Annotated in this window: 18 protein-coding genes and 1 pseudogene; 12 read left to right on the top strand and 7 right to left on the bottom strand. The window is 59.9% G+C overall.

Annotation, left to right across the window (positions count from 1 at the left end; genetic code table 11):
* The first annotated feature begins 39 nt into the window (after positions 1-39).
* On the top strand, positions 40-2,229 hold the full coding sequence (locus HV770_RS27960; protein WP_175164797.1) for a xanthine dehydrogenase family protein molybdopterin-binding subunit: 2,190 nt from the start codon (positions 40-42) through the stop codon (positions 2,227-2,229).
* 84 nt (positions 2,230-2,313) lie between these two features.
* On the opposite strand, the gene HV770_RS27955 is transcribed toward HV770_RS27960, so the two are convergent.
* Together HV770_RS27955 and HV770_RS27950 are read right to left on the bottom strand one after the other, a co-directional pair.
* Positions 2,314-2,814 (bottom strand): DUF4148 domain-containing protein, encoded by a 501-nt coding sequence (locus HV770_RS27955; RefSeq protein ID WP_246291226.1) that lies wholly within the window; start codon positions 2,812-2,814, stop codon positions 2,314-2,316.
* A gap of 7 nt (positions 2,815-2,821) precedes the next feature.
* Positions 2,822-4,105, bottom strand: coding sequence for an epoxide hydrolase family protein (locus HV770_RS27950; RefSeq protein WP_175164796.1), 1,284 nt, complete (start codon positions 4,103-4,105; stop codon positions 2,822-2,824).
* Between the two features lie 237 nt (positions 4,106-4,342).
* Here HV770_RS27950 and HV770_RS27945 point away from each other — a divergent pair, with 237 nt between their 5' ends.
* A complete protein-coding gene (locus HV770_RS27945) occupies positions 4,343-4,981 on the top strand; it encodes a TetR/AcrR family transcriptional regulator (RefSeq protein ID WP_175164795.1) in 639 nt (212 codons plus the stop codon).
* On the opposite strand, the gene HV770_RS27940 is transcribed toward HV770_RS27945, so the two are convergent.
* Together HV770_RS27940 and HV770_RS39585 are read right to left on the bottom strand one after the other, a co-directional pair.
* Positions 4,978-5,220, bottom strand: a complete 243-nt coding sequence (locus HV770_RS27940) for a hypothetical protein (RefSeq protein WP_175164794.1) — start codon at positions 5,218-5,220, stop codon at positions 4,978-4,980. The genes HV770_RS27945 and HV770_RS27940 overlap by 4 nt on opposite strands.
* A 186-nt stretch (positions 5,221-5,406) precedes the next feature.
* On the bottom strand, positions 5,407-5,646 hold the full coding sequence (locus HV770_RS39585; protein ID WP_343048338.1) for a winged helix-turn-helix transcriptional regulator: 240 nt from the start codon (positions 5,644-5,646) through the stop codon (positions 5,407-5,409).
* Positions 5,647-5,663: 17 nt separating this feature from the next.
* On the opposite strand from HV770_RS39585, the gene HV770_RS27930 reads away from it, so the two are divergent.
* Complete coding sequence (locus HV770_RS27930; protein ID WP_175164792.1) at positions 5,664-6,656, top strand: zinc-dependent alcohol dehydrogenase family protein; 993 nt, start codon at positions 5,664-5,666, stop codon at positions 6,654-6,656.
* A 344-nt stretch (positions 6,657-7,000) separates the two neighbouring features.
* Here the strand turns inward: HV770_RS27930 and HV770_RS27925 are convergent, their stop codons facing one another.
* Positions 7,001-7,930 (bottom strand): LysR family transcriptional regulator, encoded by a 930-nt coding sequence (locus HV770_RS27925; RefSeq protein ID WP_246291223.1) that lies wholly within the window; start codon positions 7,928-7,930, stop codon positions 7,001-7,003.
* Positions 7,931-8,348: 418 nt separating this feature from the next.
* Between HV770_RS27925 and HV770_RS27920 the strand changes: the two genes are divergently transcribed.
* The 9 genes from HV770_RS27920 to HV770_RS27880 all read left to right on the top strand — a co-directional run bounded on the left by HV770_RS27920 (position 8,349) and on the right by HV770_RS27880 (position 17,705).
* Positions 8,349-9,830, top strand: coding sequence for an aldehyde dehydrogenase (locus tag HV770_RS27920; protein ID WP_175164914.1), 1,482 nt, complete (start codon positions 8,349-8,351; stop codon positions 9,828-9,830).
* An 83-nt stretch (positions 9,831-9,913) separates the two neighbouring features.
* Positions 9,914-11,383 carry an FAD-dependent tricarballylate dehydrogenase TcuA gene (gene tcuA / locus HV770_RS27915; RefSeq protein WP_175164790.1) on the top strand — a complete coding sequence of 490 codons (1,470 nt, stop codon included), beginning with the start codon at positions 9,914-9,916 and terminating at the stop codon, positions 11,381-11,383.
* A gap of 53 nt (positions 11,384-11,436) precedes the next feature.
* Positions 11,437-12,618, top strand: a complete 1,182-nt coding sequence (locus tag HV770_RS27910) for an ABC transporter substrate-binding protein (protein ID WP_175164789.1) — start codon at positions 11,437-11,439, stop codon at positions 12,616-12,618.
* Positions 12,619-12,628: 10 nt separating this feature from the next.
* Positions 12,629-13,501 (top strand): branched-chain amino acid ABC transporter permease, encoded by an 873-nt coding sequence (locus HV770_RS27905; protein WP_175164788.1) that lies wholly within the window; start codon positions 12,629-12,631, stop codon positions 13,499-13,501.
* A complete protein-coding gene (locus HV770_RS27900; protein WP_175164787.1) occupies positions 13,494-14,498 on the top strand; it encodes a branched-chain amino acid ABC transporter permease in 1,005 nt (334 codons plus the stop codon). The genes HV770_RS27905 and HV770_RS27900 overlap by 8 nt, the downstream gene beginning before the upstream one ends.
* A complete protein-coding gene (locus tag HV770_RS27895) occupies positions 14,498-15,253 on the top strand; it encodes an ABC transporter ATP-binding protein (RefSeq protein ID WP_175164786.1) in 756 nt (251 codons plus the stop codon). Before HV770_RS27900 ends, HV770_RS27895 begins: the two co-directional genes overlap by 1 nt.
* A complete protein-coding gene (locus HV770_RS27890) occupies positions 15,246-15,959 on the top strand; it encodes an ABC transporter ATP-binding protein (protein ID WP_217468653.1) in 714 nt (237 codons plus the stop codon). The genes HV770_RS27895 and HV770_RS27890 overlap by 8 nt, the downstream gene beginning before the upstream one ends.
* A 29-nt stretch (positions 15,960-15,988) precedes the next feature.
* Complete coding sequence (locus tag HV770_RS27885) at positions 15,989-16,738, top strand: electron transfer flavoprotein subunit beta/FixA family protein (protein ID WP_175164784.1); 750 nt, start codon at positions 15,989-15,991, stop codon at positions 16,736-16,738.
* A gap of 22 nt (positions 16,739-16,760) precedes the next feature.
* Positions 16,761-17,705 carry an electron transfer flavoprotein subunit alpha/FixB family protein gene (locus tag HV770_RS27880; protein ID WP_175164783.1) on the top strand — a complete coding sequence of 315 codons (945 nt, stop codon included), beginning with the start codon at positions 16,761-16,763 and terminating at the stop codon, positions 17,703-17,705.
* A gap of 13 nt (positions 17,706-17,718) precedes the next feature.
* On the opposite strand, the gene HV770_RS27875 is transcribed toward HV770_RS27880, so the two are convergent.
* Both HV770_RS27875 and HV770_RS27870 read right to left on the bottom strand, forming a co-directional pair.
* Positions 17,719-18,231 (bottom strand): type 2 periplasmic-binding domain-containing protein, encoded by a 513-nt coding sequence (locus tag HV770_RS27875; RefSeq protein ID WP_175164782.1) that lies wholly within the window; start codon positions 18,229-18,231, stop codon positions 17,719-17,721.
* Positions 18,232-18,282: 51 nt separating this feature from the next.
* Positions 18,283-18,436, bottom strand: a pseudogene (locus tag HV770_RS27870) (IS30 family transposase); the annotation flags it as partial.

Here is an 18,436-nt window from a genome sequence, read left to right as displayed (position 1 = left end):
AGCTGAGCGACTGCCCGCAATCGACGAGGGATTTACTGTATGTCTAACATGTCACCCGCGCGCGCACCATTATCGCGGCGTCAATTCCTGAAGATGTTCTCGGCGGCGGGCGGGGGGCTCATGCTCGGTATCGCTTTTCCGACCGCAGTCGATGCGGCGCCGATCGTCCCGGATAGTTCCGAGGCAAATGTGTTCGCACCCGACGCGTTCATTCGAATCGCGCCCTCGGGGCAGGTCACGCTCATCATGCCGCGCGTGGAGATGGGGCAGGGCTCTTACACATCGATCCCCATGCTGATTGCGGAGGAGTTGGAGATCGCGCTCGACAACATCGCACTTGAACACGCGCCCGCCAACGACGTTCTGTATCGCGACCCGGTGATCGGCAGTCAGATTACTGGGGCATCTGCATCGACGCGAAGCGAATGGTTACCGATGCGGCAGGCCGGTGCCGCTTGTCGCGTATTGCTTGTCAACGCCGCGGCGATGAACTGGAAAGCAGACCCAGCCAGCTGTCGCGCTGAAAATGGCACAGTCAGGCATGTGCCGACGGGACGCACGTTGAGCTATGGCCCGCTGAGCGTGCTTGCAGCGAAGCTCCCCTTGCCACACAACGTTGCCCTGAAGGATCCGCGTACTTTCAAGCTGGTCGGTACGCCCGTCAAGCGGCTCGACGCGCGCGCCAAGGTAGACGGTAGCGCAGGCTTTGGCATCGACGTGAGAGTGCCGGGAATGCGCATCGCGACGGTGGCAGCTAGTCCGGTGGTAGGCGGCAGGCTGAAGAGCGTAGACGCGCGGCGAGCCCTGCAGATTGCGGGTGTGAAGCAGGTTGTGCAAATCGACGACGCGGTTGCGGTGGTCGCCGACCATATGTGGGCTGCCAAGCAGGGGCTGGCGGCATTGGTTATCGAATGGGACGACGGTGTCAACGCACGATTCTCCAACGCATCCTTGATCGCGAAGATGGAACAGGCGTCGGCGAACGACGGCGTGGTTGCACAGCATATCGGAGATGTTGCGAATGCGCTGAACGGAAAGGGAAATCGCATCGAAGCGCGGTATGAATTGCCGTTTCTCGCTCATGCAACAATGGAGCCGATGAATTGCACGGTCCATGTGACACTGGACGGCTGCGACGTGTGGTGCGGTACCCAGGTGCCGGCGCGCGCGCAGGCTACTGCGGCCGAGGTCACCGGTCTGTCGTTGGAAAAAGTCCGCGTGCACAATCAATACCTTGGTGGCGGGTTCGGGCGCCGTCTCGAAGTGGACTACGTGACACAGTCGGTTCGTTTTGCGAAGCAGGTACAGGGGCCGGTCAAATTCGTCTGGTCGCGGGAAGAGGATATCCAGCAGGGGCTGCCGCGGACGTACTACCTGAACCGCTTTGAGGCACTTCTCGATTCGAGTGGGCAACCGCAGGCTTGGGCTCACAAAGTGACCGGCGCCGCGGTGATGGCGCGCTATCTGCCAAGTACGTTCAAGAATGGCGTCGATCCCGACGCAGTCAACGGCGCGATCAATCTGCTGTATGACATTCCGAACGTGAAGGTGAACTACGTTCGTTACGAAACGCCGATGCCGATTGGCAAGTGGCGTGGCGTCGGCCCCACGCACAATGTGTTCGTCGTGGAGAGCTTCATGGACGAGCTTGCGCATGCTGCCGGCAAGGATCCGTTCGAATACCGCCGTGCGCTGCTGGCGCATCAGCCTCGCGCAAAACGTGTGCTGGAGACTGCCGCAAGCGAAGCCGGCTGGACAACGCCGTTGCCCGCAGCAAAACGCGGAGTCCGCATTGGCAGGGGCATTAGCGTTCAGTTTGCATTCGCGTCCTATCTCGCTGAAGTCGCCGAGGTCGAAGTGAACGAGCAAGGACAAGTTCGGATCCGTCGGATTGTCTGCGCAGTCGACTGCGGACATACCGTGAATCCGGACACGATTCGTGCGCAGATCGAAGGGGGCATCGTCTTTGCGTCGTCGGCAGTGCTCTGGGGCGAGATCACGTTCCGCAACGGTCGCATCGAGCAGGGCAATTTCAACGACTATCGGGTCATGCGCATTAACGAGGCTCCGGCGATCGAAACGCATATCATCGATAGTGCCGAGGCGCCGGGCGGCATCGGCGAAGCGGGCACGTCGGCGCTATTCCCGGCCGTGGCGAATGCAGTGGCGGCTGCCACCGGCACGCGTATCCGCAAGCTGCCGATCAATCCCGCGATGTTGAAGGTATGACCGGCGTTTGCGTTCACCCAGTTTAAGAAGCGGGGCGATCGCCGGACTACGCGGCGTCGCCACGGCGCCTCTGTGTCGCCCCGCTCAGTGGCCGAAGAAGACTTGTTCAAAGGGGGCGGGGTGACGCACGGCCGTTCCACTTTCATTGTGCGAACGAACGCCGCCAAAGCCACTGCGGTCGATTTCTTTCTCGCTATTGGCGATCGACTCGCGGCTCGCGCTTTCCGACTGCACGACCGAAGGGCCGATGTGATCGTAGCGATCGACCACACCAACGTGACCGTCCGCGCGAGCATCCGCGAGTTCAGCGCGAACTTCCGCGCGTGTCAGGGGTGCCGACTCGCCGGCAAACGAGGTGGCCGAGGCGATCAATGAGGACGCTGCGACCAACGTGAGGATAAGCGATTTCATGTTCAACTCTCTATCAAGGATGGACGCGAACGGGAGTGTGCGTCCTTGCTTTGCAATATACGGAGTACGCGTCACGGCGCCCAATTCGAACTGCGCCGGCAATTGATAAACGGCGCTAATCGATCGTTGCGTTGATCGGCCAGCGCTGGCACCGTAACGCGCGCAATCGTGCATTTCGCGCTCAGGCACGCATCTTCCGGAAGCCGTCACGCAACTCGCGAACGAATATCTCAGGCTGTTCGAAAGCTGCGAAATGGCCACCTTTCTCGACCTTGTTGAAATAGACGAGCTGTGGGAACGTGTCGCGCGTCCAGCGTTCCGGAGCACGGAAGATTTCGTGAGGAAACACGCTTACCGCAGCGGGCACATTGACCTGGCCGGCAGCATAGAGATCTCCCTGATTCTCCCAGTACATCCGCGCAGAAGAGGCAGCGGTATCGGTCAACCAATAGAGCGTGATGTCATCGAGCATCTCATCGCGAGTCAGCACACGTTCCGGCTTGCCACCGCTGTCCGTCCAAGAGTGGAATTTTTCGTAAATCCATGCCGCGAGCCCAACGGGCGAATCCGATAACGCATAGCCAATGGTTTGCGGTTTGGTGGCCTGCTGGTGGTAGTAGCTACCTTCCTTTTCGCGGAACTGCGCGACGTCGCGGACTGCCTGTTCTTCGTCCGGCAGCAGGCCGCTCGTGGGTATTTGCTTTGGAAATACGAATGCCCAATTGAGGTGGATGCCGGCGAGTTCCTTCGGCTGTTGCTGGCCCAGCGCGGTCGTCACGCACGCTCCCCAGTCTCCTCCTTGCGCGACGTAGCGTTGGTAACCCAGTTTGACCATCAGCGTATTCCACGTGCGCGCGACCCGCGCATCGTCCCATCCGGTGGTGGTCGGTTTATCCGAGAACCCGTATCCCGGCAGAGTCGGCAGTACGAGATGGAACGCGTCCTCGGCACGCCCGCCATGGGCGGTCGGGTTGGTCAGCGGATCGATGACTTTCATGAACTCTACGATTGAGCCGGGCCAGCCGTGGGTCATCAAGAGGGGCAGCGCATTCGCGTGCTTCGATCGGATGTGCAGAAAATGGATGCCGAGACCGTCGATCTCGATTCGATGCTGGCCCAGACTGTTAAGGCGGCTTTCGACGCGGCGCCAATCGTAGTGATCGCGCCAATAGTCCGTCAGTTCACGCATGCTCGCGAGCGGTACCCCCTGCGACCAGTCATCGACAGGTTCTTTGTTCGGCCAGATGACGTTGGCAAGACGGCTGCGAAGGTCGTCGAGTTGCGCCTGCGGCACATGAATCTGGAATGGCGTCGGCTCGGTTGTTGCGGCGGGTAATTCGATGCCGCGCACCGCGGCGCGCGCCGGGGTTGAAGCGGTGAGTGCGCTGGCAAGCGCCGCGGCACCCGCGGCGGCGCCTGCCTTGAGAAAGGAGCGGCGCTTGATTGAAAGTTCGGTAGTCGTCATAGCGTTGGTGATGTTCGTTGATCGGATAGCCAGTTCGAAGTCCCCGTTGACCGGTTTGAATTAGCTATAACGATCATTATAGAAAAACGTTAAAAGCTGACGATTCTTGTTTCTTATCGATTCACCGAGAAAAACTAATGGTCTTCGGCTCATTTTTGCTTTAAAAGAACGATATTCCGCGACGCCCAACGCTACATCGGACCCTCTTGACATGACCTAAGTCGTATAATGATCGCTATGGATAAGATTAAACCCAGCCGTCCGGCTCGTCGTCGCTTTGATCAGGACGCTGTCCTGCAGGCGGTCACCAACCTGTTCTGGCAGCACGGTTATGAAGCAACGTCGATGGCCGACGTGCTGAATGCAACTGGCCTGACTGCGCCTAGCGTGTATGCGGCGTTTGGCAACAAGGAAACGTTATTCCGCGCAGCTTCGGATTACTGGACCCAACAGTACTCGGCGAGGATCTATCGATTTCTCCACGACTCAATCACCTTGCGGGAAGCGCTTGAGCGAATGCTGCTCGAGGCCGTGAGGATCTATACGTCGAGTGAACATCCACGCGGCTGCTTTCTGACAGGTGCAGCGGCGAATTGTGCCGCGGGGTCAAGTATCGTTGAGGAGGATTTGCGGCAACGCCGGATCGACGCGCAGGCGGGCGTTCGACGGCGCATCGAGCGCGGGGTCAAGGGCCACGATTTGCCATTGGGCACGGACGCCGAGCGGCTCGCACGGTTCGTGATGACTGTACTGCAAGGTCTGCACGTTCAGGCACGCGACGGCGCTACGCGTGCCATGCTTGAGGCAGTGGTGGCGGACGCGATGCAGTTCATACCCGCTCCAGATCGAACCACTCATCAAACCGGGAAGGCCTAGCAGTGCGCAAGCGTGAGCCCGTCGCCGACGCTCAGCTCTTCTCTCCGCTGCCACGGTTCGTGAAAACTTGCGATCTCATTGCGCCCGGCTTTTTCAATTTTTTTGTCGGGTTCGCGGTTTCCGTGTGTTGTGAAAAGTGGAAGGGCGCGCAGATCGTGCAAATGAAAGAAAAAGTTGCGAACGAACTCGCGTGGTCGCTCGAACGCGCTGACCGAGTTCGCCCAAAACCGGTCGCTCATTGCTGACGGCTGATTCGTGCACAGTCGGACGCGCGCGCCCGAGCTCGTATGGGGCGCAGAGGGCGCATTGGACGAGCTCTGTTCGTTCAATCCGCTTTGACAGTCTTCTGTCGCAAACCACGCCGTTCAAGCCAACCCACTCCTCATTCGTTGAGTTGCAAGAGTATGGCGCCGATCGTGCATCCCTCATCCCGTTAAAGCGTATTCGACCTTGGGAGGCACGACAGTATAGACGGTGCGCGTAATGAAGGCATCTTCCTCGAGCTCACGCAGTTGCTTCACAGGTAAGCGGGGTGTGCAGCCGGGCAAGTGCCTTTTTAACTCATTGAACCTCATGGTGCCTTTCGTTAGCAAATAGAAGTATTGCGGTTCCGGGCGCGTCGCAAAACAATGGAGTGAATGCCCAGCGATCCAGGCTGAGTTCACCCCACAAGGAGTTGGTTATGACCCGAGTTGTCCGTTTCCATGAATATGGCGATGCGAACGTCCTGCGCATTGAAGACGTGGACGTTCCCGCACCCGCTGTAGACGAAGTTCAAATTACCGTCAGGGCCATTGGGCTCAACCGTGCCGAGGTCATGTTTCGCTCCGGCCGATATCTTCAAGAAGCAGTATTTCCGTCCCAGCTCGGCTACGAGGCCGCGGGCACCGTGAAGACGCTGGGTGCAACCGTTACTGATTTTTCCGAAAACGATGCCGTGAGCGTCATTCCGACCCTGGACATGTCGCGTTGGCCAACTTACGGGGAAGTGATCAACATTCCGGCCAAGTATGTTGTGAAACATCCTGCGCGGCTAAGCTTCGAACAGGCCGCTGCATCGTGGATGCAGTACGTTACGGCGTGGGGTGCGCTGGTTGCGCAAGGGAAACTGGGCGCCGACGATTTCGTGATCGTGTCAGCGGCATCGAGCAGCGTTGGCATCGCTGCGATCCAGATCGCACGGCGCGTCGGTGCAACCGTTATTGCAACGACCCGCACCAGCGCGAAGGCGCAGCCGCTTCAGGATGCCGGGGCTCACCACGTGATTGCCACGATTGAGGAGGACCTGGCGGCCCGAGTGAAGGAAATCACGAATGGGAAGGGAGCGCGCGTCGTGTTCGATCCAATCGGCGGCCCGGGAATCGCTCAACTTGCGGAGTGTATGTCGTTCGGTGGCATCCTCCTCGAGTACGGCGCGTTGAGCACCGACGAGGGGGTGTTTCCGCAGTTCGCTTTGCTCGGCAAGTGTCTGACCTTCAAGGGCTATCTCTACATCGAGGTCACGAGCAACGACGAACTGCTGGAGCGCGCCAAGGCGTTTATCAACGAGGGTCTCGAATCCGGCGCTCTTTCGCCTTTGATCTCCCGGACATTCGACTTCGATCGAATCCAGGATGCAACGCGCTTCCTTGAATCGAATGAGCAAGTTGGGAAGATCGTTGTCACGGTGAACTGAACGAGCCTCTGGCACCTCGCACGACGAAGGCACCGGAAGTGCCTTCGTCGTTTCCGACGCGTGCTGTGAACGCGCTTGAAGTTCGGAATAAGCTTGCGCGGTAGCGACGTACAGCAGCGGCATGGCTCGGGCGGCATCGTCGATTTTTGCTTACGTGTGACCGCTTTCGGGAAAGCTGGAGGGCCGAAGTGGGTCGACGGCCGCTCGACGATCGAGACAAAACCGGCGTCGTCACCGACGCACAGCGGCGCTCCGCGCGCCGGCCGAGGACAACACCCTAATGTTCCGGGCGGTTGACTTCAGCCGCATCCAGATTTGTTCAGCGTTTGCGGCAGCCCCTTTTTTCACTTCCCTGATACATTTTCGCTTTCTGTGTCAAGCGACATCGCGCACGACGCGTCGCGTGCTTGCGCCGCGCATTCGAGCAGATAGTCGGCTAACAACCGCAACGAAGGCGACATTTCCTTGTGCTCCGGATAGACGAGGCAGTAGCGTTTCAGACCTCGGATCGACTTGTCGACGGGAATGATCAACCGCCCGTCCGCGATCTCCTGTTGGACATATAAGCGCGGGACTAGTGCCACTCCGACTCCACTCAACGCTCCAGCAATCAGCATCGAGAACAGGTCATAGCGGGGGCCGCGCAAAAAATCGAAATCACGTCTCGCGTTCGCAGCCTCGAACCAGCGAGGCCACGCCTCTTCGCGAGAGGTCTTATGGAGCAGTGTGAAGCTGGCGAGATCTACGGCTTTCTCGCATTGCTCGATATTTTTGAGCGTTGGTGCGCACACCGGCACCAGCTCCTCTTCGAACAGGTGAACCTGCACGGTGCCCGCCCAGGAGGGATGTTCGAAGTGAACCGCTGCATCGAGGTGCGAATCGCCGAACAGGAAAGGATGTGGTCTCTCGTTCAGATTGACGGTGATGTCGGGATGGATCTGTTGAAATTCGCCGAGGCGAGGAATTAGCCACTTCGCGCTGAACGTCGGCATCACCGCAAGCTCGACGACTTTGTTGACATCCTGCGGGATCATTGCCGCTATCGTATTGCGCTCTATCCGGCTTAAATCTTCACGTACTTTCGTCGCATAGGTACGTCCTGTCGCCGTTAGCGTAAGGCGTTTTTTCACGCGGTTGAACAGCGGCAAGCCGAGATAGTCTTCCAGCTGCGATATCTGGCGGCTAATTGCGCCCTCCGTAAGAGCGAGTTCGGACGCCGCGCGCGAAAAGCTCTCATGCCGCGCGGCCGCTTCAAACGCGATCAGTGCGCCCAAGGTCGGTATCTTCCTGCGCATTCCTGTCTCCACCTCCAACTATTTTTGATCGATCGGCTGACGACAGGCGTTACTTTACACGTATGGAATGCACAACACAGCGCCTGAGAGCAACGACTGCATCGCACTCATCGATCGGCATAAACCCTGGTGCCAATGCGGAAACTCACTCGTCCGAGACTGTCCCATGACGGTGTTGGGGTGCCGTCAAACATCCGCGCCGCAAGGCTTGCAGCGTTTGGACCGCCAACGGTACATGAGCAACAGTCACTAAATTGTGACGATTTTTCGTTTGAAGATGATCCATCGGGTTGTCAGGATGACGTCACCGGAGCAACCACTGAAGCCACGGAAACGGTGCAAAGCTGAGATGCGCGATTTGCCAAGGCTGAGGATTTCAAAAGCGAAAGGACGTGAAATGAGCGAGAAATACGGGCTGTTCATCAACAACGATTTTGTCGAACCGCGTTCGGGCAAATGGTTCGAGAGCCTCGATCCGTTTTCAGGCGAACCGTGGGCACTGATTCCTCAGGCGAATGCCGAAGATGTCGACGCCGCGGTGCGTGCGGCCGACGCAGCAATGCGCGGTCCGTGGGGAAGCATGTCGGCGAGCGACCGGGGCATGCTGCTGCATCGCTTGGGCGCATTGATCGATGCAAACGCGCAACGCCTAACCGAAGTCGAAAGCCGTGACAACGGCAAGTTGCAAAGCGAGGTGGCGGGGCAGGTGCGGTACGTCGCAAAGTATTTCTACTACTATGGCGGTCTCGCGGACAAGATCCAGAGCGCGGTTATCCCAATGGACAAGCCCAAGGTGTTTAACTACACGCGCTACGAGCCGATCGGTGTGGTCGGCACCATCACGCCATGGAACTCATCGTTGCTACTGACGGCATGGAAGCTCGCGCCGGCGCTAGCGGCGGGGAACACCGTTGTTGCCAAGCCTTCGGAATTTACGTCGGTATCGCTCCTCGAACTCGCCCGCCTGTTCGTCGAAGCGGGGTTCCCCCCAGGCGTGTTCAACGTAATCACCGGGTTCGGCCAGGAAGCGGGCGAACCGCTGGTCACGCATCCGCTGGTGCCGCGCATTGCCTTTACCGGCGGCGACGAGGGCGGCCGCAAGGTCAACGAACTCGGCGCCAAGCACTTCAAGCGGGTGTCGCTGGAACTGGGCGGCAAATCGCCGAATATCGTCTTCGACGACGCCGATCTCGCAAAAGCAGCTAACGGCGTGATCACTGGCATCTTCTCCGCCGGCGGCCAAACCTGCATGGCCGGTTCCCGTCTGTTGCTTCAGGAGAGCATCCACGATGAGTTTGTCGAGCGACTGTTGACGATCACGCGCAACGCGAAGGTCGGCGATCCGTCCAAACCAGGTATCCAGGTCGGTCCAGTTGCCACGCGTCCACAGTTCGAAAAGGTGATGCGTTACATCAACATCGCCAAGGAAGAAGGTGCGCGCTGCATCGCTGGAGGGCGTGCGCCACAGGGACCGGAATATGGTTGCGGGCAAATTATCGAGCCGACGATTTTCGTCGACGTGGATAACTCCATGCGCATTGCCCAGGAGGAAGTGTTCGGTCCCGTGCTCGCGGTTATGAAGTTCAAGGACGAGGAAGATGCGCTGCGAATTGGCAACGATATCCGCTTTGGCCTTGCGGCCGGCGTCTGGACGCAAAGCCTGAAGCGCGCCATGCTGATGAGCGAAAAGCTTCGCGCCGGTACGGTGTGGATAAACAACTATCGGTCGACGAGCTATACGACGCCGTTTGGCGGCTTCAAGGACAGCGGCATCGGCCGTGAAGGGGGCATCGACGCGGTGAAGGAATATCTGGAAACGAAGAGCGTATGGATCTCGACCGATCTCGATATGCCGGATCCGTTCATCCGCAAGTACTGAAGCCGTAACGGGTGCAGTTTGTCGTCCCGCTGCCCGTTGGCGGCGGGACGAGGAGTTAAACCGATAAGAGGATAGGGGACACCATGTCCGAATCGCACCAACAGTTGTTCGACGTGACCGTAGTCGGCGCCGGTATTGCAGGACTGTCTGCCGCCGTGGCGGCGGCCAGCGCGGGGGCTCGCGTCGCGGTACTCGAGCGCGCGCCGGAGGAGGAGTTTGGTGGCAACACCCGCTGGACGGAGGCGTATTTCCGAATGTCATCGGAAGACGAGGTCAGCGCCGACTTTGAGGAACGGCTCGCCGAAAACGCGGGCGACCATCTGGACCCGTACATCATCGAGCAGGTTGCGCAGCCGTATCAGTTCTGGCCGTCGTTCGTAAAGGCGCACGGGATGCCTGATCCGGAACTGATCTCCGAGTTGGCAGGACGCGCAGCTGAGACGGTCAAATGGCTCAAGACCTTCGGAGTGCGCTTCGACACGCTGCCGACTTATTTCATCACGGCAGCCGCGCCGCGGCTGATGCCTGTTGGCGGCGGTCTCGCGTTGATCGAGGCATTGCGGGACCACGCGTTGAAGCTCGACGTCCAGATTTTCTACGAGACCACCGCTAAGTCGCTGTCTCGTACGCCTGACGACCGGTTTCTGCTCGCCTGTTCCGGCGCGAGGGGGCGCATCGCTTTTAACAGCGCAGCGCTGGTGCTTGGCTCCGGCGGCTTCGAGGGAAATCCGGAAATGCTGGCGCAGTATATCGGCGGTGCGGCCCGCTACCTGCGTCCTGTGGCGCGGGGCGGATATCAGAATCGCGGCGAGGGTATCCGCATGGCACTCGACGCGGGCGCAGCGCCGGCGGGCGACTTCAGTGCGTATCACGCCGAGCCTCTCGACCCGCGCTCCGCGCAACCCGAAGCGCTGGTGATGAATTTCCCATACGGCATTCTCGTGAACCGCGACTGCAACCGCTTCGTAGATGAAGCGCCGGGCCCGGTGGACGTTCACTACGACCATATCTCACGGGCGATTGCCGATCAGCCGGGCGGGATCGCGTATGTCATTTACGACGCCTCCATTGACGACGTGCCGAACTGGAAGCGCAGCATCAGGACCGATCAACCGGCGATCACGGCCGACACGGTCGATGCATTGGCGGACAAGCTTGGGCTCGCGTCCGAGCGACTCGCAGCGACAGTCGCAGCCTACAACGACGCATGTGGGAAGGGCGAGTTCAAGGCGCTGGAGGTCGACGGCCTCGCGACACACGGGCTGTTCCCCAAAAAGTCCAATTGGTCGCGCCGGATTGAAAAAGGACCGTTCGCCGCATATCCAATCATTTCTGGCATCTGTTTCACGTACGGCGGCGTCAAGACCAATCGTCACGCGGAGGTCGTCGATTGCGATGGACGTCCGATCGAGGGTCTGTATGCCGCAGGCGAGGCTGCGGGTCTGTACTACCAGGTCTATACCGGTGCGACGTCGGTGATGCGCGGCGCGGTGTTCGGCAAGACCGCGGGCGAGCGGGCTGCCGCTTTGGCGCAACGCAGCCGCGAACGCTGACGAAGGCAGCCCGTCACAGCACCCAACTTCATACAAAAATCTAGGAGACGATCATGAAAACACGCACTTTCGTGCGGTGGATTGGTGTTGCCGTCGCTTTCGTGTCCACCGTATCGATCGTTTCGATGCCGGCGTACGCAGAAACAGGCGTGACCAACGACACGATCAAAATCGGCCTGTTCGGCGAGATGACCGGTGCGGCGTCGCTGTACGGCAAGTCGGTGTATGGCGCCGAGGCCGTCTACAAGCAGGCAAATGACGCGGGCGGTGTCAACGGTCGCAAGATCGAGATCGTAAGGGAAGATGAGTCCTGCGATCCGTCGAAAGGCATTGCGGCAGTTCGCAAACTGGTTTCGCAGGATCAGGTGTTCATGATTCATGGTGGCGTCTGCAGTGGAGTCGTACTCGCGGCGCGGCCCGAACTGATCAAAAGCGGCGTGCCGTTCATGGATCTCGGGGCGGCCAGTGTGATGATCTCCACGCCGTTTGCCGCGAACATCTTCCAACCCGTCGCGACTACCGATGCTGTTGGACGTCGCATGGCCGATTTCGCGATGTCGCGGGCGGGCACGACCAAAGTTGCGATCATCAGCCATTCGGACGACTGGGGCAAATCGAACCGCGATCCTGCCGTTGCGGAGTTGAAGCAGAAGTTCAATCTGCAACCGGTAGCGGACCTGTCGATGGAGCGCGGCACCAGCGATGCGACGCCGCAAGTGCTGAAGGTCAAAACGTCCGGCGCGCAGGTGGTATTGGCGATGCTTTATCCCGCCGAACTCGCGATCTTCATGCGTGATGCCTACAAGTACGGCCTTCAGGTTCCGGTACTCGGAAGCCAGGGCGTCTCGCTTGACGACACGCGTCAGCGTGCGGGCAATCCGCATGCGGCCGACAACCTTTACGTGTTCTATCCGCTTGTCGCGCCGCTCGACGATGCGCGGATGCAGCCATGGCTGAAGCTCGTCAATCGCTACGGCAGCGGGGGGCAGCCCGAGACTTTCACGTTTCTGGGTATGGGCGGCGCAGTGGCCGTCGTGCAAGCGCTTAAAGATTCGGGGCGCGACCTGACGCGCGAGCGATTCATTGCGGCGCTGAACAATCTTCATGGTTTCGACACCGGCGTAATGGCGGCGCCATTGACCTTCACGGCTACCGATCACGCGGGACTGAAGACTGGCAGCATGCTGACCTACGTGAACGGCAAGGCAACGGTCGTCCAAGCGCTTCAGAAGTAACCAGGGGACTATGATGCTGATCCAGCTCTTTCTCAGCGGCATATCGCAGGGCGGTGTGTACGCGCTTGTCGCATTAGGCATGACTCTGCTGTTTCGATGCACGACTGTCGTCAATTTTGCGCAGGGCGACATGCTGATGGCCGGTGCCTTTTCGCTGTACGTGTTCATGCACCTGTTCAACGGAAATTACGCTCTAGCCGCGCTCTGTTCACTAGTCGTGCTCGGTGTAATGTCGGTCGGCATCAATATCCTGTTTATCGAGCCGATGGCGCGCGCGCCGCACACTTCGGTGGTGATGATGACGGTTGCCGTGTCGTTCATGCTGCGCGGCATTGCGCGGATATTCTGGGGCCGCGACGTGATATCGATGCCGGCAGTGTTTTCGTATCCGCCCGTGACTTTGGGGGACATTGTGTGGACCACCCAGGACATCGTGATCACGCTCGCCGCACTCGTAATCGTCGGTGCGTTCCTGCTGTTCTTTTATCGCTCGAAACCTGGTCGGCTCGCGCAGGCGGTCTCGCAAAACGGTCGTGGGGCGGCAATGGTCGGAGTCGACGTGGTCGGCTTCAATCGGATGATTTGGGGTGTCACAGGCATGATGGCGGCGGCGAGCGGCATCCTGATCGCGCCGATCACGCTGCTCTACCCGGACATGGGCGCGGGGGTCCTGATCAAGGCGTTCGCGGCGATGGCACTGGGCGGTTTCGGCACGGTGGGCGGTGCGGTGCTCGGCGGTTTCCTGCTCGGCATACTCGAACAGCTATCGGGCGGCTACGTGTCGACAGGGATGATCGATATCTGCGCATATCTCGTGATTATCTTCGTGCTGACCGTCAAGCCGTCTGGTTTGCTGGGCAGAAAGGAGTTTGCCCGTGTCTGATCTCGCCTCCCGTCACGCGGTGCGTGGCACGCGGTATAGCCGCAGGTTGCTCGCGGTGCCGCTGATCCTGCTGGTTGCATTGCTCGCCGCGGTGCCGGTCGTCACGAACGACTATATCCAGTACGTAATCAATTTGATCCTTGTGTATGTGCTGGTGACTGTCGGCTTCAATCTCGTGCTTGGCTATCTGGGCCAGCTAGCGTTCTGCAACACCGCCTTCTACGGCGTGGGCGCCTATGCCGCGGGACTCGTCGCGACGCATCTGACGCATTCGTTCGTGCTTGTCGTGTTGGGCAGCGCATTGGCCGGCACGCTTGCCGGGCTGCTCGTTTCACTGCCCGCGTTACGTCTGTCCGGCTACTACCTTGCGATCGTGACGTTAGCGTTTGGCGAATTGCTGCGCTGGGCTTATATCCACGCGGATACGGTGACCCAAGGTTCAACCGGCCTTCTCGTCCCGACGCCGGAACTGTTCGGCATGGCAGTCGACTCGCAGACGCGGCTGTACTTCGCGTTCATTGTTACTGTGGCAGTGATGCTGTGGCTGGTACGGAACATCCTTAGATCGCGCTTCGGGCGCGCGCTGGTCGCGATTCGCAACAACCGCCTCGCCGCTATGTCCGTAGGTGTGGCGCCAGCGCAAGCAACGATTCTGGCGTTCGCTCTGAGCGGGTGTGTGGTGGGTGTCGCGGGCGGCCTGTTCGCCATGTTGACGTCGCGCATTGCGCCGGAAAATTTCGGCCTCGGCGAGATGTTGATCGAATATTCGATGGTGATGATTGGTGGCCTCGGCAGCCTGTGGGGTTCGGTGCTCGGTGCCGTGCTGCTTACTGGCGCGCCGGAATTCCTGCGCAATTTCGCGGGCTACGAGGAAATCATCTTCAGCCTGCTGCTGATCGTGGTGCTGCGCGTGTCGCCGCGAGGTCTCGGCGGTGTGCTTTCGGCACGGCTTCCGTTTTGCAAGGAACGTCTGTTCGTTTCATCGGGAGACCGCTGATGACGACCGCACTTTCAGTGAATAACGTCACGGTGCGCTTCGCGGGGCTCGTCGCGGTATCCGATGTGTCGCTCGATATCGAGGCCGCGACCGTTTGCTCGATGATCGGACCGAATGGTGCCGGCAAGACAACGCTGTTCAACGCGATCACGGGGTTCGTCACGCCTAGTGAGGGAAGCGTCAAGTTTAACGGTATTGAACTCGCGGGCAGAAAGACGCATGCAATTGCCAAAGCCGGTGTGCGCCGCACATTCCAGGGTGGCGGCCTGTTCGGCGATATGACCGTACTCGAGAACGTGCTGTGCGGCATGCAGGGCACGCTGGGCACCGGGTTCCTTGGCACGCTGCTCGGCTTCCCGTCTGCACGCCGGGCCGAACGCGAAGCGGTGGATCGGGCAATGCTACTCCTGGACGACATGCAGCTTGCATCCCACGCAGACCGCCTCGTCTCGGAACTGCCGTTTGGCTTGCAACGACAGGTCGACATTACACGGGCACTCGCTGCACGAGCCGAACTGATCATGCTCGACGAGCCCGCGGTGGGACTTTCGGTGGCCGACTGCGACCGGCTCGCTGAGGTGTTGCGGCAGGTCACGTCGCGGGGCGTCACCGTGCTGATGATCGAACACAACATGAACCTGGTTATGCAGGCTTCGGACAAGGTCGCGGTGCTGAACTATGGTCAGTTGCTTGCGACTGGTACGCCCGCGCAGATCCGTTCGAACGAATCCGTACTGGAGGCCTACCTTGGTTGATACCCCATCGCTGCATATCTCAGGACTGACGGCCGGCTACGCGAAACTTCCGGTACTGCATGGCATCGATCTTCGACTCGAGCCAGGCGAAGTGGTCACCGTGCTGGGGGCGAACGGCAGCGGCAAGACCACCCTGCTCAACGCCGTGTGTGGCTTCGTGCGGCCGTGGAGCGGCTCGGTCAAGGTCGGGGGAACGGAGTTGCGCGGCAGCTCTTCACATAAGGTGTTTGCGGCTGGCGTGGTCCAGGCTTCGGGGCAGCGCGAACTGTTTCCCGAGATGACTGTTCTCGAAAATCTACGGATGGGTGCCGTCACGCGCTCGCGGATCGACGATGCCGAGATGGAGCAGGTGTTCGATTTTTTTCCCCGTCTGCGGGAGCGGGTTGGTCAGAAAGCGAAAACGATGTCGGGTGGCGAGCAACAGATGGTCGCCATAGGTCGGGCACTGCTATCGCGGCCGCGTATTCTGCTGCTCGATGAACCGCTCGCGGGACTGTCGCCGCTGTTTGTCGGTGAGATCAGCAAGATCATGCTCGAATTGAAGGCGCGCGGTACGACGATGCTGCTGGTCGAACAGAACATCGCGATGGCCGCGCGTGTCAGCGATCGCTTTTATGTGCTGCGCGACGGTCATATGATCGCGCAGGGCGCGGGCGCTGAACTCCGTGAGAATCACCGGGAACTAGCGCATAAGTATTACCTGTGAAGACGAGATGGAAGGGAAAGGACGGAACGATGAAAATCCTGGTGCCAGTCAAAAGAGTGGTCGACTACAACGTGAAAGTCCGGGTGAAGTCGGACGGCACGGGCGTCGACATCGCGAACGTGAAGATGTCGATGAATCCGTTCGACGAGATCGCAGTTGAAGAAGCGGTGCGTCTGAGGGAAGCGGGCGTGGCGACCGAAGTGATCGCCGTGTCCTGTGGCGTGACGCAGTCGCAGGAAACGCTGCGCACGGCGCTGGCAATCGGCGCGGATCGTGCGATCCTGATCGAAGCGGGCGAAGAGCTGCAGCCGCTGGCGGTGGCGAAGCTGCTGAAGGCGCTGGTCGACAAGGAGCAGCCGCAACTGGTCATCCTCGGCAAGCAGGCCATCGACGACGATTCGAACCAGACCGGTCAGATGCTCGCCGCGCTGGCAAATCTGCCGCAAGCGACGTTTGCCTCGAAGGTCGTCGTTGCCGACGGCAAGGCAACCGTGTCGCGTGAAGTGGATGGCGGTGCTGAAACGCTGTCGCTCACATTGCCGGCCGTGGTCACCACCGACCTGCGCCTGAACGAGCCGCGTTACGTGACGCTGCCCAACATCATGAAGGCGAAGAAAAAGCCGCTCGAAACGATCAAGCCGGAAGACCTCGGTGTGGACGTGACGCCGCGCCTGAAGACGCTGAAAGTCGCCGAGCCGCCCAAGCGCTCCGCTGGCGTGAAGGTGCCGGACGTGAAGACGCTGGTCGAGAAGCTGAAGACTGAAGCCAAGGTGCTCTAAGTAGAACAAGGAGACGGACGAAATGACGAATCTGGTAATTGCTGAACACGACAACGCGTCGATCAAGGCCGCGACGCTGAACACGATTGCGGCGGCCCAGAAGATTGGCGGTGACGTCCACGTGCTGGTCGCGGGTCACAACGCGCAGGCGGCAGCGGATGCGGCGGCGAAGATCGCGGGTGTGTCGAAGGTATTGCTGGCCGATGCGCCGCAACTCGAAGCAGGCCTTGCTGAAAACGTCGAAGCGACGGTGCTGAACATCGCGAAGGACTACACGCATATCCTCGCGCCGGCCACCGCTTACGGCAAGAACATCGCGCCGCGTATCGCGGCGAAGCTCGACGTCGCGCAGATCAGCGACATCACCGCAGTGGATAGCGCCGACACGTTCGAGCGTCCGATCTACGCGGGCAACGCAATCGCGACGGTGCAATCGGCTGATCCGGTCAAGGTCATCACGGTGCGTTCGACCGGCTTCGATGCGGTTGCAGCCGAAGGCGGCAGCGCATCGGTGGAAAAAATCGAAGCGGCAGCGGACTTGGGCATTGCGCAGTTCGTGAGCCGTGAAGTGACGAAGCTCGACCGTCCGGAACTGACGTCGGCGAAGATCATCGTCTCGGGCGGCCGCGGTCTCGGCAACGGCGAGAACTACACGAAGGTGCTCGAGCCGCTGGCCGACAAGCTGAACGCGGCGCTGGGCGCATCGCGCGCGGCAGTCGATGCGGGCTTCGTGCCGAACGACTACCAGGTCGGCCAGACCGGCAAGATCGTCGCTCCCCAACTGTACGTGGCGGTCGGCATCTCGGGTGCGATCCAGCATCTGGCCGGCATGAAAGACTCGAAGGTGATCGTCGCGATCAACAAGGACCCGGAAGCGCCGATTTTCAGCGTCGCCGATTACGGTCTGGTGGGCGATCTATTTGGTGCGGTGCCTGGCTGGATCGACGAAATGCGTTCGCGGGGCTAACCAAGCCGCTGGACTATTCGGCGCTCGCCGCGACAGTAGCTCCCGTCGCACCGTACTTTTGCAGCGTCGCCTCGACAAATCCAGAGAACTTCGCCCGCTCCACGAAATCGCAGAGGAAACGGTGGCCTACCCCGATGCGGGTGAGCGGCATACCCATCGCCTGCTCGATAGACATAAACTGATCAGCCAACACCTGTATGTCCTCGTGCAGCGCCACGGCCGCGATCAAAGGCTGGCGAATGCCTGCTGCCGCATCCAGTTCCTTTTTAAGCATCAAGTCGACAACGGCCTGAGAAGTATCTGTGTAGACCAGTTCGGCGTGTCTGAGCGTACGTTTGAGAAAGAGGTCGTAGGCAGAGTTGCGCGCTGCGGCGATGCGCACACCCGGCTGATCGACATCTGCGACACTCACGAAAGGCGTCCCTTTTCGCACGGCATATGTTCCTTCGATCAGTAGATACGGCGCGGTGAATGCGATGTGTGCTGCACGCTGCGGATCGATTCCAAGGAATGCAACGTCCCACACGTCGTTGGCAGCGGACTCGGCGACGAGACCGGCAGCATTGAACGGGCGGATTCAACCGGTGGATGCAATAGTTTGCTGGAACCGTTCGGCGGGGGTTTCGTAGTCCAGCGTCTTCCTTGGACGCTCGTTCAGTCGCCTTGCCACAGCGTTGAGTTTGGCCTGCGAATACATTGACAGGTCGGTGCCCTTGGGGAAGTACTGCCTT

The sequence above is a fragment of the Paraburkholderia fynbosensis genome, from assembly GCF_902859935.1.
GTDB classification, from domain to species: domain Bacteria; phylum Pseudomonadota; class Gammaproteobacteria; order Burkholderiales; family Burkholderiaceae; genus Paraburkholderia; species Paraburkholderia fynbosensis.
The sequence above is the reverse complement of the archived record's forward strand: the minus strand, read 5'-3'. Positions and strand labels throughout refer to the sequence as shown.